This is a genomic window from Trichocoleus sp. ST-U2 (genome assembly GCF_039961875.1).
Taxonomy (GTDB): domain Bacteria; phylum Cyanobacteriota; class Cyanobacteriia; order Cyanobacteriales; family FACHB-T130; genus FACHB-T130.
The window spans coordinates 56,926-81,900 of the sequence record NZ_JAMPJY010000024.1 but is presented as its reverse complement, the minus strand read 5'-3'; the positions used below and the strand labels follow the sequence as shown (position 1 = coordinate 81,900).

Genomic DNA, 24,975 nt, shown 5'->3' with positions numbered 1-24,975 from the left:
GAGAAATGGGTAGAGAATCCACTTGTGACCCACTACCCATTTCCCAATGATCGCTGACCGATGATTTAAATCGCTTCCATCCCCAGCAGATCGGCGATCGCTTGCCGTTCTGCTGGCGGATTAGAGGGCAGAACTTGACGAGCATCGTTAATCAGCCAATCGAGGGCTGCTGCTTGGACATCAATCGTGGCACCTGTCTTATCCACGCAGTAACGTCCGAACACCAGCTTATCGACTAAGCGCACTCCTGGGCCTAGGCGGGAGTATTCAAAAATCACGCTATTTTCCACCTTGGCACCGCTGCACACCCAGCAATTGGGTCCGATGTAGGTGGGACCGACAATCTTGGCTCCATCTTCAATGCGTGTCATGGCACCAATGTAGACTGGGCCTGTGATGTCAACCTTGTCCCAGTTCACCGCTACATTTAATCCGGTATAAATACCGGGAGCCACTTTCTGTCCGGGAATTGCCACATTTTTGACTTCTCCCAGTAACACGCTGCGAATTGCCTGCCAGTAGTCTGGCACTTTGCCAATATCCACCCACTGGAAGTCCATCGGGATTCCGTAGAAAGGCGCACCCATTTCTACCAGTTTGGGGAATAACTGACCCCCGATATCGTACTCCTCGCCAGAAGGGATGTAATTTAAGATTTCTGGCTCGAAAATATAAATCCCGGTATTGATATTGGTACTGAGCGCTTCCTCCACTGATGGTTTTTCTTGGAAGGCTTTAATTCGTCCCTCTTCATCGGTGACGACGACTCCATAACTGGAAACCTCATTCTGTGGCACTGATTTCATCACAATCGTCGCGATCGAGCCTTTTTCTTTGTGCCACTTCACCGCTGCGGTCAGATCCAAATCGATCAACGCATCTCCGCACAGCACCACAAAGGTGTCATCAAAAAACGGAGAAAAATCTTGGATGCGACGCATCCCGCCAGCAGAACCGACCGCTTCGCCGATCAAGTCGCCATTTTCTTCAATCCGTCCTTCAAAGGAATAGCCAATTTGCACCCCAAAACGCTGACCATCCCGGAAATAGCTTTCAATTTCGTTAGCCAGGTGGCTGACATTGACCATGATCTGGTCAAACCCATGCTGCCTGAGTAGTTCCACCAAGAACTCCATCACTGGTTTTTGCAGAATGGGAATTAAAGGTTTGGGAATGGTGTAGGTAATCGGACGAACGCGGGTACCTTTACCAGCCGCCAGAATCATGGCTTTCATGAATATTTTTTCCTCAACCTAGGCCACTTTGTTTTCGTGCAATTTAGCTGTATCCCATCCCTTCACTGGAGGCAAGGGATGGCTGGTCAAATATTTTAGTCGATTGACCTTGTCGATATTCTAGATGTTTCTCACCCTAGCGTTTAATCAACATACCGGCAGGAACTGAATGCGCCCCTGTTACAGTACAGAATCATCGCTACAGCGTTCGGATTTTTAGGTCTTGGTAGAACTCCTCTTGGGCTAACTCTACCTTAGACTGAGCAGACAGGAGTAACAGCGCCCAAAAAACTCCCACTCGGTCATTGTGTTTCGGCGCAGTCTCCACCTCTTCAGGCAATTGATGCGCGTTTAACGGTGCTGACCGTTGTTTTACCCCTGCCCATAACTCTAACAGCTGGTCTAATTCCAGCCAATCCTGACCGGGGGACATTTGGGGCCAATGACTGCTCAAAAACCGATCTAGGTGAGCTGCGGTTTCGGTCAGATTTTCTTGGTGAGCGAGGGCAGCGATCGCGCGGGCGGTTTGGGAACGAGACTGGGAACGGTAACTTGGGTCTTTAATCGCGTTTGGGCCAGCAGGTTTTTCTTCCAGTACCGTGGCTATTTGCTGTAGCTGTTCGATTAATTCGTGTAGGGTTACGCGACGAGTTTGGGGAGGCATTGCTGTCCCTCGGCGTCGCAAATGGCGCTCCAACCGCGTTGGCAATTGTCTGGGATCGGCGGCGGTGTCGTCCAGCTCGTCCTCAGTGGGTTCGAGATTGTCTGGGAGCGATTGCGAAAACAGGGTATCCGCCTTGAGCAATACCAGCATGGACGCATACAGAAACGCCTGCCCGGATTGGGACAGCTCTACTTCAAATGTGCCAGAGAGCTTCTCCCCAGCTTTCTCCAATTCCAATAAACATCGATCGATCGCCTCAATCACTTGGACATCCCAAGGGTCGATTTCTCCCCGCTGAGCCAAATCGATTAAAAGGGCGATCGCTTCCTGGGCTGGGCCAATGGTCATCGGCATAAACTCAAGCTCAAATGAAGCTAAATTGATTAGGCAAGGGATTCCTGTTCTTTTGCTGCCGCGAGACTTGCTAGCTTCCCTCCAACTACCTCTGTGTTTTCAGTCTGGAGGGTCGCGTTTAAGGGCAGACTTTGTCTCTCTTCAATTTCTGCCTTGTAGTGTTCAATATTTTCCTCTAATTCTTGGATGCGCTCGTCTTTGGCACGCATCTGACGCAATTGTTTTCCAGATTCTAGACTTCGCACCAACCGCGCCCAGATACTAAAAATCCACGCTAAGACAGCTCCAAGACCCATCGCCAGAATCAGTTCAATACACAAGGGCGCTTGCACTTCGACACCTTGAACAATTTGAATGGCGGCAGGTTCGGTATTTTCTAAGCTGAATAAAACTAGCGCTAGTAACACCGCGAAGATCAGCAAAAAATTAATCTGTCGCATCAATGAACTCCTAAACAATGCAGATCCCTTGCCAATTTTACAAGGAAGAACGAGATGAATTCCCTATTTAAGGATGAGAAGGATTTGAGTCTCACCTATCCTACTCTACGTCTACGCCAAGTGCATACACTCGCCAGTTTTGAGAAAATCTTGAACCCAAAAGGGGTACCTGTTAATGTTGTCTGAGTGCAAGAGCGATCGCGCTTATTTCGTATGACAAGTAGAAGCCGATTTCTCCTCATCGAACAACAATAAAAGTTTTGGAATGGCACACACCAACCAATATTGGGGATCGTGCAGAATCTTTTTTGAGTTGCCAAGCGCATCTTTGCTTGGTTTGTAGTGCTGATAGCTTTTAGGGCGGTATTTATTCTGATAATCCTTCAGATGTCATTAGGGTTTCGGGAAACCGTCTCTGTCGTCACAACTGAAGGCTGACGCAAAAGGCGGAGGGTATCGATAGTGTCCTTAATCGTACCCGCGAGGGGCACGGACACGAGAACTCCCAACAGTCCCGCTATCTGACCTCCGATCAATAAAGCGATAAAGATCCAGATTGGATTAAGTCCGGTGAAATCGCCCATTAACTTAGGAGCAAGGACGTTATCTTTGATCTGCTGCATGAAAATCGATGCGATCGCGACCCAAACGGCTAACCAAAAATCTTGCAGCATCACCAAAAGCGTCACCATCCCAATCCCCAAGGTGGCACCGATAAAGGGAATGAGTTCGGCAACCCCAATTAACAAACCAAACAAGAGCGCAAACGGCAGGTTCAGAGTCAAAAAGATTGGCGTTAGCGTTGCCATCATAAACAGTCCTAGGAGGACTTGCGTAATGAAAAAATTCTGAAAGTTTAGCCGCAGGGATTCGCTCAACGGCAGACCGATCTGAGACGGAAGGAGATTAAACAAACCCTTCCACAAGCGATCACCATACAGCAACATATAAAACGCCAGCACCACCACGAACACGACATCAATTAATCCGGTCAACGTCCCTAGCGCCACTCCAAACGCCTGACTTGCTAGAGCCTGCGCTTGACTTTCGATCCGGTAGCTGATGCGAAGGCCAAACGCTTTAAGATCCAAAGGCAAACGACGAGTTTTTGTCCAGGCATCCAACTGATCTAAATTTTGATTGCTTGCCTCTAACCAATCTGGGATGTTTTTTAACAGTTGAGTCGTTTGATCTACCAATATCGGCACCAGAGTCACGCCCAACACGACAAGCACCGCTAAAGTCACTACCAAAACGATAATCACCGCCTGTGTCCGACTGAAGCGAACCCGCTCTAACATCCGTACCGGGTAATTCAGTAAAAAAGCCAGGATTGCCGCAATGGTAAGGATAGTAATGAGATGTTCAAAATAGCGAAATATCTGGGACAAGACCCAGATATTGAGAGCCACAATCGGGCCGGTCAAACCGAGAATCAGCAGGCGTTGAAGATTTGCTGAACGGCGCATTGCACTCACAACCTGTAGCAGTGGCTCCCTAGGTACTCGTAGAACGACTGGCTAGACTTTACACTCTAACCCATAGCCAGTCTAAAGTCTAAAGTCTATGAATATAGCCGCAAGCGATAAATTTTTTTGTAGGATGTATGAAAACTGGGGTCAAGCAAGACTTTAAAATACTTAAATTAGGGATTGAAAAAATATAAAGATGGATACAAGCGTAGCCGATCTGCGTAAAAATTACACCCGATTTGGACTGAGCAAAGCGGATAGCGACCCCAATCCCTTTCAACAATTTAAAACTTGGTTTGACCAAGCACGGGCAGCGGAACTTCTCGAACCCAATGCCATGACTGTTGCGACCGTTGGGGCTGATGGCAAGCCTAGCGCCAGAATGGTGTTGCTCAAGGACTTCGACGAACAAGGCTTTGTGTTCTACACGAACTACGAGAGTCAAAAATCACAACAACTTCTCGTCAATCCGTGGGCGTCCTTAGTCTTCTGGTGGGCGGAACTGGAACGCCAAGTGCGGATTGAGGGGCAAGTGGAGAAGGTTTCAGATGCTGAATCAGAAGCTTATTTTCACAGCCGTCCGCTCTTAAGCCAATTGGGGGCTTGGGCTTCGCGGCAAAGCCAAGTCATTGAAAACCGCGAGATCCTTGAGCAACGCTTGCAGGAACTCAAAGAGCAATATGAAAATCGGGAAATTCCTCGACCGCCCCATTGGGGAGGCTTTCGAGTCATTCCTACAACAATTGAGTTTTGGCAGGGGCGTCCGAGTCGCCTGCACGATCGCTTGCACTATCGACGAGGTGACGATGGCAACTGGGTAATTGAGCGATTATCACCTTAAGAAAGAATACTTTCAGAAAGCCCATAAAAACAGGCAAACCCTATCTTTATAAGCAATGCTTATAAGCAATACGTGGGGTTGATTTTTGTGTATTTCTCCTTTCTTCCGAAGCTGACCGAGTTGGTAAATGGCTGTCGTGTCTATTCCTCTTGGATGAAGCCTTTACTCAAAATTCTATCTAGAGCTGTAGGGAATTATTCTTAACTTGCCTCATGATTGGGTGGAAACAAAAACACTAACTTGTGCTGTTGTCGGTCAGCGGTAAATACTCAATTTCTAAACTTGTTGTTGGAAATTTATTGAAGAAAAAAGTGTTTTTGGAACAGTGCAAGTTTTCCTCATGAGTGCGTCATAACAAGACATCCTGTAACGGAGGGAGAACAGGAAATTGATGAATACAATAGCCCCACAGCGTCAAAGATTTTTACGCCCAATGGCGCTGCTGCTTTCAGCGTTGCTAATGGTTCCGTTTTTAAATGCTTGCGGTGAGTCGCAGACTAACACTCCACCGCCACCTGTTGACGATACGCGGGGTGGAACAGTGACAAATCCTCCCCCCACCAACCAACCCCAAGCCAAGAAAGGATTATCAACGGGTCAGAAAGTGGCAATCACTTTGGCGGGAGCGGCGGCACTTTACTATCTTTACAACAAGAATAAGAACAAGCAACAGCAGGGGGCGCAGGGGAAATACTACCTTTCTAAGAACGGTCGCGTTTACTACCGGGATGCCCAGAATCGCCCTCACTGGGTAACGCCGCCACCGGGAGGAATTCAAGTTTCGGAGGAAGAAGCGCGACAGTACCGTGAATTCCAGGGCTATAACAACAGACCCACAGGGCGCGACCTGACGGGACTGGCTGAAGCTGATGCCCCGGTTCCGGTTCCAGCACAGTAAGCGCTGCTATGTCTGGGTTGCAGATATGCGATCGCCCGACCAGCCATAAAAACGCCAAGATCCACAACGGCAATGAGGAATCAATCTGTACCCTCTACATAGCCGTTTCACATAGCAATTGAAAAAGGAGACAAATCATGGTAGACGGGTTTATCAGAAAGATGCAGGATGCCTTGCTTGGTAACGACCAAGACGCGACCAACTACGACGATCGGGAAGTCCGCCCCGCGAGTGAAGACCCCTTTGGCGATCCAGGAAATTATGGGCAGTATGGCGATGTCCGCCCCGCGAGTGAAGATCCCTTTGGCGATCCTGGCTACCAAGGGCAGTTTGGTGATGTCCGTCCCGCTAGCGAAGATCCCTACGGCGATCCAGGAAATTATGGGCAGTTTGGCGATGTTCGTCCCGCCAGCGAAGATCCCTACGGCGATCCGGCAGACTACCAAGGGCAGTTCGGACAAGGGCAGTTTGGAGATGTCCGTCCTGCAAGCGAAGATCCCTACGGCGATCCAGCAGATTACCAAGGGCAGTTCGGAGATGTTCGTCCCGCAAGCGAAGATCCTTACGGCGATCCGGCAGACCAGGAAAGTAGCGGCTGGTAAGCTAAAGCTGTTAGCAACTAGAAGTTGCACACAATCGTAAAAAAGCAAGTAAAAAGGCAGTAACGGAATTCGTTACTGCCTTTTCACTAAATGTAGGGAGTTGAAAAAAACAGACCTTACCGTGTTTAGATCAAGGGAGAATTGTCATAATTGGCTAATAGATCGGCGGGGTGATCGTAGATAGCGATCGCACCCTTGAGTTGATTATCGTCAAAGCCACCAGAACGCACCGCAATTACACCCACACCAGCTTTATTTGCAGATTCAATATCGTAGGGAGTATCGGCAATCATCACTACTTGATTGGGTTCCATTTGCATCTTCTTCAATGCTGCTTCCACGATGTCTGGTGCTGGTTTAGAGGCATCGGCATCGCTAGAAGTTGTCGCTTCATCCAGTAGATCGTCAACTTGTGCGGCTTTCAGCAACGGGGAGAGTTCTTGACTTGATGCAGAGGTAGCGATAATCAGCTTTAATCCAGCCTCCTGCATTTTCAAGATCAGGTCTCTTGCGCCGTCTGTAGGAGACAGTGTTGGTGCAAAGCGGTTGACCATTAGTTCTCGACGCTTCTGAGAAACGGCTTTCCCATCTCCGTCTTCGTCATTTAATTCTGGCACCATTGCTGGGATGACGTGATCGCCACCCATTCCAATCAGCGGTCGAACTTTCTCGAAGGGTACGTCATAACCATACGTTGCAAATCCCTCAACCCAAGCTTGAGCATGGGCATCATTGCTCAGAACCAGCGTACCATCGATATCTAAAATTACGCCTTGCACTGTCATGGTTGTATTACCTTTGGATTTTGGTTGTATTTGTCCCCCTTTTTAAAGCGGGATTTTCTCTGCTTTGATTCTCGTTTCGCTCCTTTCAGCCCCTGAATCGGGACGAAGAAAAAACGCGATCGCTAATTTGAGGCTACCGCTGGCAGCACTTCCGGGTCATCATCCAACGAGAGGAGGAATTGAATGATATCGGTCTGATCTTGGGAAGTGAAACCTGCCTCGGTGTCTACCCAATAAGCGTGTCCGCTGCCGTCTACATTCGACTGTTGTAAGTCAGAATTTGCCCGGTTAACGGCTACCGTTGTTTCACGCAGGTTGCGATCCAGCAGCACTCGCAAACTTGCGCTGGGATCGGGCTGGATATTGTTAAGCAACGTACCTGCCATGCCTAGTTGATTGGGATCGGCGACTTTAAAGCCGTCTTTATCTCGCTTCAGTGCTTCGGAACTAGCTGCCACACCGCCATCATGGAGATAAGGTGCGGTTACGGCAAGTCCAATTAAGCTAGGTACCTTGTAACCACCGGCTGGGTTGCTGATGGCAAAGGCTAATTCTAGCGATCGCTGTGGCGTGATATCGGTCGGTACTGATAGCACCGGCGGATCGGGCGGCAAGGGGACTGGGACGTTACTAGGATAAGTTTGGGGTTCTATCAAGATGCGGGCAAAGGGTGCTTGTGCCGGACCCCGTGAGGGCTGAGTTCCAATCTCATTTGCTGCAATTACTTCATGGTTGGTGAAGTAGCGTCCGCTATGACACTCAACGCAACCAGCTTTTGAGAAGATGGCTGCACCCCGCTTCAGGGTGTCTGTACTAGCAGTTTGAACGGGTGGCGGTGCCAAGCTATTCTGAAATGCTGATATTCCGTTAAGTTGTTCGCCGACTGGGAATCCCGGCGAGTTTGCCATCAACCCATCCAAAATAAAAGGCGAACCTTTCGGGTATCCAGGCATCTTAATTACCTGGTTCATTCCCGGTTCCCCTGGTGTGGGATCGATTTTTTCAAAGAATTCTGATGGTTTTGCACCTTCTGGCAACCGGAAAGCTTGATTGGCTGAATTTTGAAAAAGAATTCCCAAATAGGTCTCTTTGTCAATATTTAGTAACGCTTGGCTGGAATCAGCCCCGGTTGTCGCGTCGGAATTGGTGCCGTGAACGTTGCTGTTGAGGGTAGTCAGTCCGTGAAACCAGCCAATGGCAGCGTTTCCACTCCAGCCGTAGGGCCAAGCTTTGTGGGTATAGGAGGAAGGATTCTGGGAGGGATTGTTGACCATGTTGCCGGTAGAATCAAAGTTCCCTGGAGGCCAACTGAGCAAATCGGCATCGACGGCATCTTCTACGGCTTGAACATCTGGGAGACGGGCGATTTCCCCATCAGCGTTGATGTAAGTGCGATCGCCTAAGGGAAGTTTAGTGGGATTCACACCCGTCTGGCGAAACATGGCGGCGGAGTTCGTAGCCATTGCCAAGACTAAGCCGGGATCGACATCGTTGTTCGGCGCACCTTCGATAACGCGCCCACTTCTGCTATCGATTGCTGCATGACACAAGGCGCAGGTGATGCCGACTCGAACCTTACCCTTCTCAATGCTGGTACGCATTCCCAAGGGCAGAATTGAACCAGCAGGCACGTCCATTCCGGTGTTCAGCAAGGTTCCGGCGGTAAAAGTTCTCCTGCCGATGGTGACATCTTTATCGATGGGAATCTGGAGGTTGGTGGTATGTTTTCCTCCCAGTCGCGCGATCGCTTTCGTCATCGTTACCAGGTTGATTGGCCCATTCAGCGCCCCGACAACATCGGTCTGAAATACCTGATCTTTAAAAGTTTCTGAGTAAAAAGCTTTGCGTCCCAGGTTAACTAAGTCCTCAGTAACCGCAACTGCCCCATTCTCCAGTGAAAGTTGCTTGCGCCCTTCCTCCGTTTGCAGCAAACTTTGGGCTTCGTCTTTGGCGATCGCATATCCCAACACATCATAGGAACCGATCTCCTGCGGTGCAAGCTTCGTGAGGGGTGTCAAGGTGTTGTAGCGGCTAGGTGTTGCGGGAATCGCTAGCTCAATTTGAAAAGCCAAAAAGCTGATGACAACAACCACTAAAGCTAGCAGGAAAAATGGGCGCGGTACCTTCGGCAACACCTTCATCGAACGCACGATGCCTCGCAAAGCTATCAATTACCTCCGCTACTTTAAAGCGACAAACGCTGTCTCTCGTCTGTCTGGAGGCTGAACCGCCTGAGTGTATATTTTTACACTCAAAAAAGCGGAGGTTTCTTAGCAAAATTAGCACAATCGCGATCGCGTGTTGTTGATACAGTACATTCCCAGGATGATTTTGTCAGCAGTGGAAAGCTCCGCATTCCAGCAGATCGGGGGCTTTCCACGCTTGTTGTCATCACAAGTTTTGACAGCACAGGAGGTTCACAAAAAGACCTGATTTCTAGAATGGTACTGCTTTAATAATCTACGATTCAGATGAATTTCTGAAAGGTTTAAACAACCCCATCATCACCACTTTATCGGCTTATTCGATAGCTAAAACTGTAGCCCTAGCATTGCTTCTGTCATCAGGTAGATACACTTTTTCAAGCGAATTGCCTAGATTGAGCAGTGATAGGGCAATAGGAGAAGTAGCGTGACTCAAGATAAAGCTGGATTGGGAGAACAAACGCTTAACAAGCTAGCAGAAATGGCGCTGGCAAGCCAACTGGGAATAGTAGAAGAATTAAAAGTTCAGATCAAGACGGATCTAAGCAAACTTGCCCGTGGTGAAGTTGATTTTATCGCTATTAATATCAATGGTCTAGTTATACAAAATTTTTTGCCCTCGGAAGAATTACAAATAGAAATTAATCGGATTAGTGTCAAACCTCGTCTTGCCCTAATCGGCAAAATCAAATTAACCAAGCCTTCTGAAGGAACACTTCGCGTTGTTATCAGTGAAGAGAATCTTACCCATGCTTTCAAATCCGAATTTTTCCAGGAACATTTGCACCAGAATCAAATTTTTATTGAGAATAAAAACCTAGCGATCCATATCCAAAAAGTAAACTTTTCTCTACTATCAGACGGCAATATAGCTTTGAAGTCCGAGCTAATTCTGGATAAAACTGGACAAGTTCAGCAACTTTCCTTCACAGCCACACCTCTTATTGGAGCTGAGGGGCAAGAAATTGTCCTCCAAGATGTGAATTATTTAGAGGGGAAGGAACTCCCACCACAACTAACAGATGTTTTGGTCGCACAAGTAAGCGAAGTTTTAAGCCTGCGTGACTTTGACAAAAAAGGGATGTCACGGCAATTTCAGCAGATTGATGTAGTGGCAGGTAAGTTAACTTTGCAAGCCGCCATTCATATTGAGCAGATTCCTTCCTCTTAAGCCGACATTACACAAGTTTGAGTAAATTTTTGTTTACAAATAATTTTGGTGTTTAAAGTTACAATTTAACTTAACAGGACTACCATTCTTTAGCTAGAAGTAGAAGTGAATTAGTAGCAGGTACTTTAGTTCCTAACAGGCTAACAACGGATTATTTCTCTGAATTTTTTAATACCCGAAACCAATAGGTCTATTTTATCCGGTTCTGCGCTCCTGTTATTGATTTTGGTTTAGAAGCTCCCAGTCTTATGATTTTAATCTCCTAAGTAGCATCATCAGTTAACCGACTGGTTGCTCTTGAGGCTTACTTATGTTGATTACTTTTTGTATTTTTCCCTGACTGGATAACGCTGACCTAAAACCAAAACCCTCAGTAGAGATATCAGGAACTTGTCTTTGCTTACAAGGCTTAAAAGAAGTGCGTTCATACCGTGGGTTTCCTAAAAAGAAGCAGGATTGCTTGCTAATAAGTAAGATTACCTCCGCTTTATGAGGATAGGGTCTGAGCCTTAGGCGTGGCGTGCTTGCAGGAGCTTTAAATAGACCGCTTCATTGTTAAAACTCTATCTAAGCCGACCCATGACTCACTTTGGTGTAATTTGCCCGCCTTTTTCAGGTCATTTGAACCCCTTGGCAGCGTTGGGACGAGAATTGCAACAACGCGGTCATCGCGTCACTTTCCTGCAAATACCGGATCTAGAGGCATCTGTACGCTCAGAAGGGCTAAACTTTTATCCGATTGGGCAGGGGATTTATCGACCCGGATTTCTTGCGGAGTCCTTCGCGCAACTCGCTCAATTGAGCCGTCTAGAGTCACTCCGTTATTCAGTCACCTTGTGCCAACAGGTGAGTGAAATGTTCTGCCAAGATGCCCCCGATGCCATTCAAGCGGCGGGGATTGAAGCACTGCTGGTGGATCAGCTTGAACCAGCGGGTGAAGTTGTAGCTGAATCCCTCAATATCCCTTTTATTACTGTGTGCTGCGCCCAAGCTATCCGCCGACAGGCAGATGTTCCCCCCTTTTTTATGGGCTGGAGCTACCAGAATACCTGGTGGGCGCGTCTTCGCAATCTAGCTGCTTATTACCTATTAGATCGCAATAGCAAGCCGATTCAGAAAGCTCTAAATGAGTATCGCGCAGCGTGGAAGTTGCCCCTGAAACAAGGCTTCAGTCTCTCCTGTTCTCGACTTGCCCACATCAGTCAACAGCCTGCTGCTTTTGATTTTCCCTGCGCCAACCTGCCAGAAAACTTCTATTACACTGGGCCATTCCGTAATGCGTCACCGCGAACAATTCCCTTTCCCTATGAACGGTTGACCGGACAGCCCCTAATTTACGCTTCGCTGGGGACTGTGCAGAGTACCAAACAGGAAATTTTCTCCTGCATTGCAGAAGCTTGCGTTGGACTGGATGTTCAACTGGTTCTCTCTTATGGAGGTGGGATGAATGTAGAAGCGGTTGAAAGGATGCCCGGTTCGCCGCTGGTTGTAGAGTATGCCCCTCAGATGGAATTGATTTCTAAAACAAGGTTAACCATCACGCACGGGGGACTGAACACAGTACTCGATTCGCTCAGCCACGGGGTTCCTCTGGTTGCCATCCCCATCACCTATGAACAGCCAGGAACTGGAGCGCGAATCCAATGGACAGGTACGGGTGAGGTGGTTCCTTCAGACGGTCTGAGCATTTCTAAGTTGCGAGGCGCGATTCAACGAGTGCTTACGGAGGATTCTTACTCAAACAATGCATTTCGGCTCCAACAGGCTATCCGTCAATCAGGCGGCGTGAAGCGAGCTGCTGATGTTGTTGAGCAGGCTGTCGGGTTCAAGCATCCAGTGCCGCAATTAACGTCCAGTGTATCTAGGAGCGTTGCGTGAACTCTATCAAGTGAATTGTCCGCCGCGACTCTGCTTCGGTGATGGTTGGCTAATCCTCTAATGAAAAAACAGGATAGAACGCTGGCGTTCTATCCTGTTAGCAAAATAAAACTCTATACATCAACTGAAGTGATGATGAGAGTTTTTTGAGGTGATTTTATTTAGGTCGTAACTTCGGCAGCTTTTGCTGCCACGTCGAAAACGATGTTGTAGCTTTCGGTTGAACCCAAGCGTTGGAGGACTCGCTGATGGGCTTCTGCGTCACAGCGGCGGCGAAAACGAGCAACAACCGAGGATTGCAACTTGGGTACGCGACGCATTAGGCACCAAGGGTGAAGCTGGTTAAAGTAGGTCATAAAATTTTCCCGATGATACCTAGGGTTTTTTGATGAATGTGCTTTGAAGGATGGCGATAAGGGTGTGGCGATCGCTATCGTTCTTTTGCGAGTGCAGTCCCCATCTATTGATAGGGTTGCGCTAAAATGCCAGCTAGTATTGGTGTTTTATCTGTAACCCAGACAGTCCAGATGGGCTGTTTATGGAGGAAAGCAGATGTGATCGCTGCGTTGGTTCAGTGCTGCTTTGATAGCAGCAATTCCCGGCGCTACCCGCAGTGCTTCTGTCGCTTTGGATTTGTTCATAGATATTTGATTGGGTAGATGGGTACAGGCGTGCGAACCTTATCGTTCGCACAAACAGCACTCATCCAGCTTAATTTCCGGCAGCTATGAGCAGGAAATACTACTTTGTTGGGGGATTACTGGAAGGTTAAAAATTTAACCCTCTTTATAGATTGTAACATAAAATGATTCAAGTTACTAACTTGAAACGAATAGTCGCAAAGTAGGGCATGATAGCTTAGTTTTAGGCAGTAAAGGCGATTACTAGCGGTTTTACCTGTAATAAGGAAGAGAGAGTCGTTGAGACGAAGGTTTACGGATGAAGGGCTGCGGCAGATGGGCAACTTCTTACGAGCCTGTCGGGAAGCGAAAGGCTTGAGTGTCCACAAGTTGAGCGAACAGACGAAGGAGTATGAGGCTCGCTTCTATGAAGGGTTGGGAGAGCCATTGCCTAAAGTTCTTGGGGTGAGCATTGCAGCCATTTCAAGAATTGAGAATGGAAACTTAAATAAACCAGCACCTGATATTTTGTGGATACTCTTAGATGTTCTCAAACCCGAACACCCGACTGAGAATCGTATTCTGACGCTGGAAGATTTGCTGCTGATTGGTACGGAAGCTTGGAACCCAAACATCGGAGACTGAACGTGTCAGTTACTTCTTCGCTCTGGGCTAGTTTTAATCAGAAAGCGAAAGTTGACAAAAGTTTGGGCGATTTGCCTAACTTGTTGATAAGGTAGCGATCTCACTCAGAAGAAAATTAGGCGATCGCCTTTTAGTGGTGAAGGGGAGAATGCGATCGCACTTTGTTAGTATCGTAGACATCTTGGCAACAATTAATTAGAGCAAAAGGTAAGCTTGAGGAAGAGGCGATAAAAAACTGCTTAGGTAACTTGGTTAAGCCAGTAAATTATGATGTTTTAGCTTAGTAAAAAATGTTAAATCTTTAACTAAAAATTGCCCCAATACTTGAAAATAATTTCTCGCAAGTATCCATTATTAGAGTATGTTTGAAAAAATATCTATCCTAGTCCCCCTTAAAAAGCGGGAAAACATTTAAATTACCCCCTAAAAAGGGGATTTAGAGGATATTTAACCTGATAACGCTAAAAAAGCACTTTTCAAACATCCTCTTACCTTAATACACTACCTTAAAATGTATCTATTTTGACTTAACCATTCTCTTGCTGCTTGAGCGCTCGGAAATTCTTTTATTACTTGCTTATTATTATCTAAAACTTCAAATATTTTATTGTTAGAAGGAGAGTTTTGAAGAACTACAGACTTTAGAGCTTCCCATGAATCTTTAGGATACCCGTCAATCTCAATGCTTACATTGGTTTTTTCACGTTCTTGCCTCAAATAAGTTTCGCTTAGGGGTTGATTTTTATTACTACCTTGCATTAAATATTCTCCAAAAAACAATATAGCTGTAACAGTTTAATTATAGCAGTCCTATTTGATTCGTTCAAAAACGAACCACTCCAGACGTCCCAAGGCGAGCCAGAAAGGAAAAAGAGAATTTTACAACTTCGACACGAATTGCTATATTACACATTTATTGAGACTTTCACTTTCGTTCATTACTTCGGGAAATGGCAATGAATAGAACTTGAAAACTACAATCTAAATAATCTGGTATAGGTTAACTGGTTTCAAGCAATCGCATTCTCTTCAAATAGGCTAATCCCAGATGCAATCGCTATTTTGAGAGATTCCCTTGGCGCTTGCTTATAAGTCAACATTAATAAGTATGATTACTAAAATATTGCTCGATCTCTCAACTCCTTAGACTCTTAAGCCCTCCTTATTAAGGGGGTTGGGGGGATCAACCCCTCTATCTGCCCACAGACACCTTCCAAATTACTCAGCACTTCACTATTATTAAATTTCATCACTTTTAGCCCATAGCCTTCTAATACTTGTGTTCTTTCCATGTCATAATTTTGTCCTTCCTCTGTAAAATGACTATTTCCATCAACTTCTATAACTAACTTCAACTCAGCACAGTAAAAATCAACAATAAAGTTACCAATTGGTCTCTGCCTCAAAACCCGAAACTTAAAAGTTTTCAAGTAGCCGTACCAAAGTTTTTTCTCGGCTTGCGTCATGTTTTGGCGGAGTTCTTTTGCTCGTGGTACAAGTTGTGGATTGTAGGGTAGATGAAAATCTGTTTTATTGAAGTTTTGCTCGCTAGCCATATAGATTTGATCCCCCCTGCCCCCCTTAAAAAGGGGGGTTAATAATAATTAACTTTAGGTATAGCGTTTTTTACAGGAGTGAGGTACGCAAAAATTCACTATTATCAAGCTTTCCAGTTTTGAGAATGTACCTCACATAACCGAGAACCGCTATAAATCTGTTAACTGATTATTGTAGGCGATCGCATCCTCTGCAAAAATCCAAATCTGCGAAAATTAGCAGGATGCGATCGCATCCTTTTAGATGCAATAAAAAAGGGCGCGATCGCACCCACAAAGACAATTATTAGAAAACTTTAGAATCTTGAGCCGCAGATAGATTCCACAACCGCTACAGGCTCATTTCGATGTTGCTCTCGGCAAATTAAATTCTTAGCCAAACGTTGCTCAGCATAGGCACGATGAGTAAACCAGCCGATCGGCGTACCAGCGATCGCGCCGATCAGCAGACCCGTTAGCAGACTATAAACCAGATGCTTTCGAGTAATCCTATTCTCTTTCATTTAAAAGTTTCTCCTAATTGCTGAACCATTTTAAAGAAAGCAAAATTTAGGATAAATTTACGTCCCTCTCCTTGCTTATATCCGAAGTCGCACTCGTGATGATATACCGTCTTTGCGTCTATCTCATACCACTGGAGAGGAAACTAAAAGCTAAGAGGATTCGCTACACTTACGCTCGTTTTTGGTATTTTGGGTATTTAAAACTTTTGCTGCTAGCGATGAAATTAGACATTTCCAGTCCGTCCGACAAGGGACGCGACGACCGCAATTAACTCAGTGGGATCAATGGGTTTAGCGACATGAGATTGAAAACCTGCCGAAAGGGCTGCTTTTTGGTCGTCTACTCTGACATAAGCCGTCAACGCCACAGATGGAATTTGTCCTTTTTCCGCCTCTAGCGCCCTCACCCGGCGAATTAGACTGTAGCCGTCCTCGTTTGGCATCCCAATGTCACTGATGAGTAAATCTGGCTTTGACTGTTGGATAGTTCCGATCGCTTCCTCGGCTGAGGCGGCAGCGATCGCTTCTGCTCCATACTGTTCTAGGATGCTCTTGAGCAACTCACGGGCATCAGCTTCATCATCAACAACAAGGATCTGCAAGCCATCAAGAGGACTTTCCCAAAGGGTGGGAGGACTTTCTTGAGGATTGAGTGCTGAAGATTGAGAACTGCATAAAGATTCCTCTTCCTCAGTCCTCTTTTTCACCCCAGCACTGTTGAGAAGCGGCAACTTCACGATAAATGTTGACCCTTGCCCCTCTCCGGGACTCTCAGCACGCACGGTTCCTCCGTGTAGTTCCACCAAGTGGCGGACAATTGCCAATCCCAGCCCTAATCCTGTATAAGACCTGGTGATAGAGTTATCAGCTTGGCGAAAGCGGTCAAACACGTAAGGCAGAAAGTCAGGACTGATGCCCTCACCCGTATCCCTAACTGAAATCTCGGCGTGGGAGCGATCGCCTCGAAGGTAAACTTGAACTCGTCCGCCTTCGGGCGTGAACTTAATCGCGTTGGTGAGCAGATTCCAGATTATTTGCTGCAAGCGGTCTGGATCTCCTGAAATTGAACCCACAAAAGTATCCAGCAGCAGATGAACTTGAATATTCTTGGCATCTGCTGCTGGACGTACCGTATTAATGGCTGACTCAATGACTGGAATCAGTTCCAGTGGGCGAACTGTGAGACGGAGTTGACCTCGAATAATCCGCGAAACATCCAGCAGATCCTCAATCAAACGTGCTTGCGCCTTGGCATTTCGCTCAATCGTTTCGATAGCACGAGCGGTCGTCGCCGCGTCAAATTTTCGGGTGCGGAGAAGACTCGTCCACCCCAGCATCGCATTGAGGGGCGATCGCAGTTCGTGAGAAAGAGTCGCCAGGAACTCGTCTTTCATCCGGTTGGCTGATTCAGCCTGAGTGCGTGCCTCCTGTGCGCGGGCAAGTAACCGAGTCCGTTCCTCTTCAGCTTGCTTGCGCTCCGTGAAGTCGCGCATGATTTTAGCCAACCCTTGCACCTGTCCGCTCTCATCGCGTAAAGACGTGACAATGCCACTGCCCCAGAAACGGCTGCCATCCTTCCGGACGTGCCAGCGTTCGTTCTCAGCCCGACCTTCCGTTAATGCCTTTACCCGTTCTTTCCTGTCTTCGCCGCGATCGCGATCTTCAGGTGTAAAAATTATGGAGCCAGATTTGCCCAAAATCTCTGCTTCCTGATAGCCTAAAATGCTTTCTGCCCCTGCTCCCCACTTGATAACACGCCCGTCGGGATCGAGGAAAAAAATTGCATAGTCTTTCATGTTTTCCAGCAACATCAGGAAGCGCTCTTCGTTTAACCGCAAAGCCTTCTCTGAGTGCTGATATTGATTTTCTCGTTTCTCTAACTCCGCAACTCGTTGGCGGAGTGCTACTAATTCAGCGATGAGTTCACTTTTAGTTTTATCTTCCTCTTTCATGGGGGGAGCATTACCATCGAGTCTCACTCTAGAGAAGGAGCTGGGATCGAGTTGTGGTCGATTTTTCAGAACTCTTTTCACAATTGCAGCTCATAAGGTTTTTCTTCACCTATCTTTAGGCTGAAATTTAAATTATTTAAGTAGTTGAATTAATTTTTAGGGATAGAGAGTCCCCTTCGAGGCAAAAAACGCTGATATTTGGTAATTTTAAATTTTACAGAAAATGCCAAAACATCTAATCTAGAGATTCAGCTACATTTTTTTAATTAAACTAACGCGATGTGCAACTTTTCCGAATAAAAATCCCACGGAATTCTTTTAGGAAGTCCAGCTTTCATCCCACGCTTGTACTTGTATCAAGTGCTTATGAGACAGCCTAGCAGCCGTAGGTCGGCTCTGTGTGAGAGAAAAAACAAAGCGAGCGTTTGCTGCATTTGGGTTACACGCACCTCAACCCAACCCATAGGGAATTTGTTAGTCAGCCGTTTCGTTTCACCTCTCTCCTCCAAAAGAGGGATTCTTTTTTGGGCTTGCATACCTGCAAGTCTAGACATAGCAGCTTGTCCTTAGTAACTTACAGGCTGCTCCTAATTATGAAGATTGTGTCAAGAATACTCCTGACTATTTTAAAGATTGTATAAACTTAATATTAAAAAATCTTCGTCAGTGAAAATTCCTTGTATATTTACTTAGAAAACAAGTAGGGTGCATTGAAGAGGTTCAGTAACAATACGTTTATCGCAACAGCGATACCGTAAAATTTTAACCTCTAATAAAAGAAAAGTTACATGGGATACCAGGGAAAATGCTGAAACTTGTTACTTTTGCGAATAATTTATCTGTGTAACTTAATCATGGCGGCTAAAACACCAAAGGTTTGGTCATTCACCGAGAGGGCAACATTAGAATTTTGGGTAGAAGATCCACGACGGGGTGAACGACTCGAAGACATTCATCTGGATTCTGAGCAATGGTTCCAATGGCTAAATTTACCAAGTTCTAAGTCATTTAAATTTGAGCCAGTCGATCAACGTACATCTGATTTCATCGCTAGCAAAGAAACTAAAACCGATGGAGATTTTTGGTACGCCTACAAGAAAGTAAATGGCGAACTATATCACTGTTACATCGGGCTTAGCAAAGATTTAACGTTGGTGCGACTCAGAGAAATTGGGTTGCAATTGCTACAAACTGCGAAAAATGATAGTCCTTCCAGCCAGCAAAGTTATATACAAGAAGTCCATTTAAATTTGCCTGGTGAATCTCAGGAAGTACACCATCTGAAACAGGAAATTCAGCGGTTACAGGACGAACTAACAAACTCTCGCCTAGAGCTTGAGAAGAATCAACGTATTTGCACTCAACAAAGTGCTGCCAAAGAGGTTCATTTAACAGAATTGGAGCAGCTGAGACAGGAAAATCAGCGGTTACAAGATGAACTGGCAAATTCTCGGCTAGAGCTTGAGAAGAATCAAAGGATTTGCACTCAACAAAGCGCTCCCAAAGAAGTTCATTTGAAAATCTTGGTTGAATCCAAGGAATTAGAGCAGCTAAAACAGGAAAATCAGCGGCTACAGGATGAACTGGCAAACTCTCGCCAAACATACCTGATAGCTTGTCAAGAACATAAGGAAGCAATTCAACAGTTACGCCATCAAAATCAGCGGCTACAAACCGAGTGCGACCAGATGAATGAAGAGATCGAACAGCTCTATGCTAAATATGGCGACCTGAAACTGGAAAAGATAATCCGGCACCAGAACAGCGAAAGAGTGAAAACCCGGACGACTTTGCCAGAGCAGAAGGTGAGCCTGTCAAACACTGCGTACAGCTTTTAAATATGGTGGGGTAGAGAGCGAAGCGATCGCTTGAGCGAAAAAAAGTAGGAAGCGATCGCTCTCCATCAAGTAGGGTGGCGTAGAGAGCGATCGCGTTACACACCTGCAAAAATACAGGTGTGTTGATACCTTGCTGCAATAGCATCGATTAGGTTTTGGTTGAGAATTAGCCAACACGCAGGCGAACTAATTCTCAGCAGTTATTTATTAGGTGTGTCGTGCCTTTTCAAAACCTGGGGTACCGTGCAACTTTGGTTCAGCCGGCGGAGGTGTCGGTTCTGGCCCTAACGGTTGTGGATTCTCTACATACTCAAACTCGCCTTTGCCGTCCATTGATTTGCCCTTTGCCCAACGTCCTTCAGCACTTTCAGTACCGTCAGAGTGATTCCAGAACTGATAGGCATACTCCCGCTTCTCCAATTCCAGCGGGAAGGAACTCGGAACCGGAGTGTCGTCCAGTCCGGAGTCTACGATATCCTCAATCGCTGCCAACCACTGGTTTTGGTGCATGGTGTCGCGGGCGATCATGAAACTCAAGGTATCTTTCACGCCTGGGTCGTCTGACATTTCATACATTCGCACCGCCTGCAAGCGACCTTGCGACTCGGCGTGGAGATTAGAGCGGAAATCTGCTAACAAATTACCGCTGGCGACGATAAAGCGACCGTTCCAAGGGTAGCCAACGCTGTCAGAGGGCGTCGCACCCAAGCCGGAGACAATGGCGTGCTGCGGGTTCATCGCTGCTGCCATAATCTCATTCCGCACGTTAGAACCGCCCATAACCGCGCCGACTAGCCGATCTGCGGCACCTTCCTCTTGGACTTTTAGAGGCGCTTTGTCCAGCAGATGGGCGATCATCGTGGCAAGCATCTCAACGTGACCGATTTCTTCGGTACCAATGTCCAGTAGCATATCGCGGTACTTAGCAGGCCCTCGACAGTTCCATCCCTGAAATAGGTACTGCATCATCACGGTCATCTCGCCAAAAGTGCCGCCGATGAGTTCCTGAATCTTCATGGCGTAGACCGGATCGGGGTTTTGTGGCGGAGTGAAATACTGAAGTTGCTTTTTATGGTAAAACATTCAAAAACTCCGAATTCTTTTTACTATCAGAACAACAGAAAAATGGTGCAAATTGATATTTAGCAATTTGCTAAATATCGAAATTTCAATTGCAAAACTTATGCTCTCTACTCCTATAGGAAACTATTTAAATCAAGGTCTTGCCTCTTCCTGTAGAAGGACAGTTTTAAGTTTATTTTGGTAAATTTATTCTTGATTTATGTGCCTATTTAATGACGAATTACCAATTATTTTGTATCAAGTTCATTCTTAAAAGTTTGTGTTAATAAAAAAACCGTCTTCATCAAAAAGACGGTTTTTTTATTAGCAGTATTTAAGTATTTTTGCTTAATTCATGTCGGATTAAGCTTCGTCGCGCCCGTGAACTTGGGCGGGTGGAGAAGTTGCCTCAACTGCCGTGAAAGGCTCCAGAATTTTATAGGTGTGGGATGCACCTTTTGGTACAGTCCAAGAATTACCGGGTTCTAACAAAATACTTTGACCTTCCAGGTGCAATTCAGCGCGACCGTTGATGACATAACCAACCGTCTCATATTCTCGCGCAGTTGGTTCCTTTGGTTCGTTGGGTTGCTCGTTTTCCCAAAGGCGCATCGAGATGGTTTTGCCTGATGCGAGATACTTTTGACCCATTTCCCCTTTGGGGGAATTGGTAGAATCTACTTTCATCACAGTTGTATCTGTCATATTTGCTGCTTCCTTGTTGAGATATGTTGTTTAAATGCTCTTAGCGGAGCAAGATCGGATTCCCATCAATGCGGACTCGGAATAGACTGTAGGGCTTTTCTCTTAAATCTCTGCCGCCATGAAAATTTGGTTGGCGATGCAGTTGATTGGCAGTGAAATAGAGATAGCCGTCTGATGCTACAGAAAGCGTATCGGGCCACAAAACGCGAGGATCGTGAACGAGCGTTTCATACATTCCATCCGGTAGGCGGCGAAGAATGGAATTGTGTTCGTAGTTCGTCAGGTAAACGCGGTTTTCAGCATCTGATTCCAGTCCATCTGAAGCACCACTTTTATCGCCGAGATCCACCACGGTTGCTGCTACTTGCGACTCTGTTAATTGCTCGTTTGCTAAAGCATCAACGCTGACACTGTATAAACGGCGACCTGCCAGAGGGCAGTAAAATAAGCGATCGCCATTAGCACTAATCGCAATCCCGTCTGCACCTACTTTGATATAGCTGGGTGGTTGATTAGGCGATCGCATCATCAACGGTTGTCCTTCGACGCTAGGCAAAAAATTTGGTTCGGCTTTGGTGGAGGGGTGATTGTTCAGCCGTCGCCAGCTTTTGCCAGAAGCCAGGTCTACAACAATAATTGCATTTGGCCCAGAACTAGAAGAATCGGTGATGAATGCCATTCCAGCTTTGCCGCGCCGCAAGTCAAATCTGACATCGTTTAAGTAAGTCGTTGGCAGCGCTACATCCTGGGGAAATAGAATTGTTTTGATAATCCGATTTTGCTTTAGGTCAATCCCAATTAATTTTGGCCCCCCGTAGGAAGTGGGGGAAAATTGGGGACTCCCGGTATCTAAAATCCACAGGCGGTTTTGCGGATCGACGACGACACTTTGAACCGAAATCAACGATTCAGCTTGGTTGCTAGGATTTGGGCGGTTAATTTCGGCATTGGGATAAGCCACCGCCGTCCCGTTTTTTAACTCAGCAACGGTAAATTCTACATTGTCTCCCCAGCGAGGGAAATTCACGAAAATTCGACCGTCCTGAGACACGGTGACGCCAGTAAGCATCGGCCCATTAAAGGAGGCAACTGATTCAATGTTGCCAATCGTTTTCTCAGCAGGTTTCTCAGCAAGTTTCTGTGTGGGTTCTTGTGCGGATAGCGCCCGACCGGATGATGCAAAGGGAATTGTCACCACAAGGCTTAAAAGAATTGGAAGCGATCGCCAACCCAGTTTTCCCACGTCTCTCTCCAGATACTTCACGGTGTCAGCACTACTGACTGAATGCTTCGTCAACACTCCTGCAACGCCAACGTCCAGCCGTGACGTCCTAGCAGACTGCTGATACCCCCTCTTATATTAGATGGCATTCATGGTTTCAATTCACTGACGAGACGCAACCCATTGACATCTCGACCACAGAACTAACAAAACACCTATTTCTGTCCAAAAGATTGACTTTCAGCAGTAAGAATCTCGCCAGCTTCTAACTCTTGTTGGAAACGCTGGCGATTTTCTTCTGCCTCTTGTTCAAGTTTTTCAACCAAGTGATAAACTTCTGCAAGCAAATTATTAATCTTGACGGTGTTTTCACCCCGATCAGAGCGGTCAAGTTCCATAGTTTGACCTTATGGTTTTAGTACAACTTTGATGCAGTTGTCTTTTTTATTTTTGAAAATTTCGTAACCGTGTTTCGCCTCTTCTAAAGGCAAGCGGTGTGTGATGACGAAAGAGGGATCGATATCGCCATTTTGGATATGTTCCAACAACGGTTTCAAGTATCTATGGACGTGTGTTTGTCCCATCTTGAACGTCAAGCCTTTGTTGAAAGCAGCGCCCATTGGAATCTTGTCGAGGAATCCACCGTAAACACCCGCTAGCGATACATGACCACCCTTGCTACAAGCGACAATGACTTGCCTCAGGGCGGTGGGGCGATCGGTTTCCATTCGCACGGCTTGCTTGACTTTATCGTAAAAAGCATCCGGCCCGGTACCGTGTGCTTCCATGCCGACGGCATCCAGACAAGAATCTGGCCCGCGTCCGCCAGTCATCTCTTTGAGTGCTTCGCCGACATCGAGTTCTTCATAGTTGAGAATTTCTGCCCCGCATTGTTCTTTAGCCATTTGTAAGCGTTCGGGAATGCGGTCGATAGCGATAACGCGATGGGCACCTAGCATGAAGGCACTTTTGATTGCGAACTGTCCGACTGGCCCACAGCCCCAGACAGCTACAATATCGCCCGGTTTAATGTTGCAATTTTCCGCTGCCATGTAGCCGGTCGGGAAAATATCCGTTAGGAACAGTACCTGATCGTCTGTCAATCCATCGGGAATTTTGAACAAACCGACATCGGCAAAAGGCACCCGCGCATACTCCGCTTGACCTCCAGCATAGCCGCCGAACAAGTGGGAGTAGCCGAAAAGTCCTGATGGCGAATGACCGTACATCTGTTCAGCCATCCAGCCGTTCGGGTTGGAGTTATCGCACAGCGACCACAAATCGCGGTTGCAGAATAGGCAGTTACCGCAGGCGATAGTGAAAGGGACAACGACGCGATCGCCTATTTTCACATTCTTGACGGCGCTGCCAAGTTCAACCACTTCCCCCATAAATTCATGACCGAGGATATCGCCCGCTTGCATTGTCGGGATGAAACCATCGTAAATATGCAAATCGGAGCCGCAAATTGCTGTTGACGTAATTTTGACGATGGCATCGCGCGGGTTAAGAATTTTTGGATCGGGTACATTATCTACCCGCACATCGTTGTTTCCATGCCAACAAACAGCTTTCATTAAATTTTTCTCCTTAAGTCATTCGTCATTATTTATGGGTTATTTCCGATTCATTATTAGTCATTATCAATTACTAAGAACAATTTATTGATGACTAATAACTACACATACACTCTAGGGAAATCTTTGTCTTTGCGAGTTCTCCTGGTTAAGGAGGTTAGGAGGAGCGAAATGTCAAGCAAATAATTATCCGTTGTTCCACTATCCCCCCTCGTTAAGGGGGGACAATTTGCACGCTGGATTACAGATTATTTTGAGTAAGATGGGCTGCTCAGGTTATTCGCCGCGTCGTTGAAACCTTCCTGCGTCCCTTGAACTGTCTTACCAACTACATCATCAGCTTTATCTTGAATCTGATTGAAAAACTTTTTGGTACTTGGAGGCGTCGGCTCGTCAAGATTCAGCTTTTCCTTGACATTTTCAGCAGCATCTCCAATTTTATCCAACAAACTACTGCCTGTATCTTCAGTCTGGTCTTTTAGCGTTTCAGTCCTAGCATTGATCGAACCATTAGACCCTGGCACTTGGTAAGCGTTGGTTTCTGGTGTCAATGTCGTGTTATTCGCAAGGGCTTGTAGAGGAGTCCCGGAACCAAAAGCTTGCATCACCAAAAATGCAGCACTTACCAGAAACGCAGTAGCAATCTGGCGCAGACGAATACTTTGTAGAAAAGAAATTACTTGATTCATGAAAACACTCCAGTTTATTATTTGATGATTCGTAATCGGTTAATCTTTCTTCCCAATTACTA

25 protein-coding genes are annotated in these 24,975 nt (G+C 46.4%); 8 read left to right on the top strand and 17 right to left on the bottom strand.

Features of this window, described 5'->3' with window-relative positions:
• Positions 1–65 precede the first annotated feature (65 nt).
• The 3 genes from NC996_RS16835 to NC996_RS16825 all read right to left on the bottom strand — a co-directional run bounded on the left by NC996_RS16835 (position 66) and on the right by NC996_RS16825 (position 2,693).
• Positions 66–1,235: an NDP-sugar synthase gene (locus NC996_RS16835; protein WP_190413091.1), complete on the bottom strand. Its 1,170-nt coding sequence runs from the start codon at positions 1,233–1,235 to the stop codon at positions 66–68.
• Between the two features lie 199 nt (positions 1,236–1,434).
• The gene (locus NC996_RS16830; RefSeq protein ID WP_190413723.1) at positions 1,435–2,247 is read right to left on the bottom strand and encodes a ScpA family protein; all 813 of its coding nucleotides are present in this window, start codon (positions 2,245–2,247) and stop codon (positions 1,435–1,437) included.
• A 35-nt stretch (positions 2,248–2,282) separates the two neighbouring features.
• The gene (locus NC996_RS16825) at positions 2,283–2,693 is read right to left on the bottom strand and encodes a LapA family protein (RefSeq protein WP_190683836.1); all 411 of its coding nucleotides are present in this window, start codon (positions 2,691–2,693) and stop codon (positions 2,283–2,285) included.
• A 54-nt stretch (positions 2,694–2,747) separates the two neighbouring features.
• Between NC996_RS16825 and NC996_RS16820 the strand changes: the two genes are divergently transcribed.
• Entirely contained in the window at positions 2,748–2,879 is a 132-nt protein-coding gene (locus NC996_RS16820; RefSeq protein WP_277878341.1) for a hypothetical protein, read from the top strand.
• A 197-nt stretch (positions 2,880–3,076) separates the two neighbouring features.
• On the opposite strand, the gene NC996_RS16815 is transcribed toward NC996_RS16820, so the two are convergent.
• Positions 3,077–4,162, bottom strand: coding sequence for an AI-2E family transporter (locus tag NC996_RS16815; protein WP_190683833.1), 1,086 nt, complete (start codon positions 4,160–4,162; stop codon positions 3,077–3,079).
• A gap of 199 nt (positions 4,163–4,361) precedes the next feature.
• Between NC996_RS16815 and pdxH the strand changes: the two genes are divergently transcribed.
• The 3 genes from pdxH to NC996_RS16800 all read left to right on the top strand — a co-directional run bounded on the left by pdxH (position 4,362) and on the right by NC996_RS16800 (position 6,506).
• Entirely contained in the window at positions 4,362–5,006 is a 645-nt protein-coding gene (pdxH, locus tag NC996_RS16810; RefSeq protein ID WP_190683830.1) for a pyridoxamine 5'-phosphate oxidase, read from the top strand.
• A gap of 391 nt (positions 5,007–5,397) precedes the next feature.
• A complete protein-coding gene (locus NC996_RS16805) occupies positions 5,398–5,904 on the top strand; it encodes a hypothetical protein (protein WP_190533353.1) in 507 nt (168 codons plus the stop codon).
• Between the two features lie 137 nt (positions 5,905–6,041).
• The gene (locus NC996_RS16800; RefSeq protein ID WP_190683827.1) at positions 6,042–6,506 is read left to right on the top strand and encodes a translation initiation factor; all 465 of its coding nucleotides are present in this window, start codon (positions 6,042–6,044) and stop codon (positions 6,504–6,506) included.
• 125 nt (positions 6,507–6,631) lie between these two features.
• Here NC996_RS16800 and NC996_RS16795 read toward each other — a convergent pair whose 3' ends face one another.
• Positions 6,632–7,291, bottom strand: a complete 660-nt coding sequence (locus NC996_RS16795; protein ID WP_190438643.1) for an HAD family hydrolase — start codon at positions 7,289–7,291, stop codon at positions 6,632–6,634.
• 122 nt (positions 7,292–7,413) lie between these two features.
• Entirely contained in the window at positions 7,414–9,432 is a 2,019-nt protein-coding gene (locus NC996_RS16790) for a hypothetical protein (protein WP_190683852.1), read from the bottom strand.
• A 490-nt stretch (positions 9,433–9,922) separates the two neighbouring features.
• Here NC996_RS16790 and NC996_RS16785 point away from each other — a divergent pair, with 490 nt between their 5' ends.
• Together NC996_RS16785 and NC996_RS16780 are read left to right on the top strand one after the other, a co-directional pair.
• Complete coding sequence (locus NC996_RS16785) at positions 9,923–10,666, top strand: DUF2993 domain-containing protein (RefSeq protein ID WP_190683825.1); 744 nt, start codon at positions 9,923–9,925, stop codon at positions 10,664–10,666.
• Between the two features lie 579 nt (positions 10,667–11,245).
• The gene (locus NC996_RS16780; RefSeq protein WP_190683822.1) at positions 11,246–12,544 is read left to right on the top strand and encodes a nucleotide disphospho-sugar-binding domain-containing protein; all 1,299 of its coding nucleotides are present in this window, start codon (positions 11,246–11,248) and stop codon (positions 12,542–12,544) included.
• A gap of 161 nt (positions 12,545–12,705) precedes the next feature.
• On the opposite strand, the gene NC996_RS16775 is transcribed toward NC996_RS16780, so the two are convergent.
• A complete protein-coding gene (locus NC996_RS16775; RefSeq protein ID WP_190438634.1) occupies positions 12,706–12,900 on the bottom strand; it encodes a hypothetical protein in 195 nt (64 codons plus the stop codon).
• A 564-nt stretch (positions 12,901–13,464) separates the two neighbouring features.
• On the opposite strand from NC996_RS16775, the gene NC996_RS16770 reads away from it, so the two are divergent.
• Positions 13,465–13,809 carry a helix-turn-helix transcriptional regulator gene (locus NC996_RS16770; RefSeq protein WP_190533371.1) on the top strand — a complete coding sequence of 115 codons (345 nt, stop codon included), beginning with the start codon at positions 13,465–13,467 and terminating at the stop codon, positions 13,807–13,809.
• Positions 13,810–14,310: 501 nt separating this feature from the next.
• On the opposite strand, the gene NC996_RS16765 is transcribed toward NC996_RS16770, so the two are convergent.
• The 4 genes from NC996_RS16765 to NC996_RS16750 form a co-directional block, all read right to left on the bottom strand.
• Positions 14,311–14,568: a hypothetical protein gene (locus NC996_RS16765; protein WP_190683817.1), complete on the bottom strand. Its 258-nt coding sequence runs from the start codon at positions 14,566–14,568 to the stop codon at positions 14,311–14,313.
• A 392-nt stretch (positions 14,569–14,960) separates the two neighbouring features.
• Positions 14,961–15,365 (bottom strand): endonuclease domain-containing protein, encoded by a 405-nt coding sequence (locus NC996_RS16760; RefSeq protein ID WP_190683814.1) that lies wholly within the window; start codon positions 15,363–15,365, stop codon positions 14,961–14,963.
• Positions 15,366–15,661: 296 nt separating this feature from the next.
• Positions 15,662–15,868 (bottom strand): hypothetical protein, encoded by a 207-nt coding sequence (locus NC996_RS16755; protein ID WP_190413078.1) that lies wholly within the window; start codon positions 15,866–15,868, stop codon positions 15,662–15,664.
• A 224-nt stretch (positions 15,869–16,092) separates the two neighbouring features.
• A complete protein-coding gene (locus tag NC996_RS16750) occupies positions 16,093–17,901 on the bottom strand; it encodes an ATP-binding protein (RefSeq protein ID WP_339380227.1) in 1,809 nt (602 codons plus the stop codon).
• Between the two features lie 773 nt (positions 17,902–18,674).
• Between NC996_RS16750 and NC996_RS16745 the strand changes: the two genes are divergently transcribed.
• Entirely contained in the window at positions 18,675–19,658 is a 984-nt protein-coding gene (locus tag NC996_RS16745; RefSeq protein ID WP_190683811.1) for a hypothetical protein, read from the top strand.
• Positions 19,659–19,865: 207 nt separating this feature from the next.
• Here the strand turns inward: NC996_RS16745 and NC996_RS16740 are convergent, their stop codons facing one another.
• The 6 genes from NC996_RS16740 to NC996_RS16715 all read right to left on the bottom strand — a co-directional run bounded on the left by NC996_RS16740 (position 19,866) and on the right by NC996_RS16715 (position 24,913).
• A complete protein-coding gene (locus NC996_RS16740) occupies positions 19,866–20,741 on the bottom strand; it encodes a manganese catalase family protein (RefSeq protein WP_190413075.1) in 876 nt (291 codons plus the stop codon).
• Positions 20,742–21,083: 342 nt separating this feature from the next.
• Complete coding sequence (locus NC996_RS16735) at positions 21,084–21,425, bottom strand: cupin domain-containing protein (protein WP_190413074.1); 342 nt, start codon at positions 21,423–21,425, stop codon at positions 21,084–21,086.
• Between the two features lie 40 nt (positions 21,426–21,465).
• Positions 21,466–22,623 carry an L-dopachrome tautomerase-related protein gene (locus tag NC996_RS16730; protein WP_347276239.1) on the bottom strand — a complete coding sequence of 386 codons (1,158 nt, stop codon included), beginning with the start codon at positions 22,621–22,623 and terminating at the stop codon, positions 21,466–21,468.
• 239 nt (positions 22,624–22,862) lie between these two features.
• Entirely contained in the window at positions 22,863–23,045 is a 183-nt protein-coding gene (locus NC996_RS16725; protein ID WP_190413073.1) for a hypothetical protein, read from the bottom strand.
• A gap of 9 nt (positions 23,046–23,054) precedes the next feature.
• Positions 23,055–24,224: a zinc-dependent alcohol dehydrogenase gene (locus tag NC996_RS16720; protein ID WP_190413072.1), complete on the bottom strand. Its 1,170-nt coding sequence runs from the start codon at positions 24,222–24,224 to the stop codon at positions 23,055–23,057.
• Positions 24,225–24,472: 248 nt separating this feature from the next.
• On the bottom strand, positions 24,473–24,913 hold the full coding sequence (locus NC996_RS16715; protein ID WP_190683808.1) for a hypothetical protein: 441 nt from the start codon (positions 24,911–24,913) through the stop codon (positions 24,473–24,475).
• Positions 24,914–24,975 lie beyond the last annotated feature (62 nt).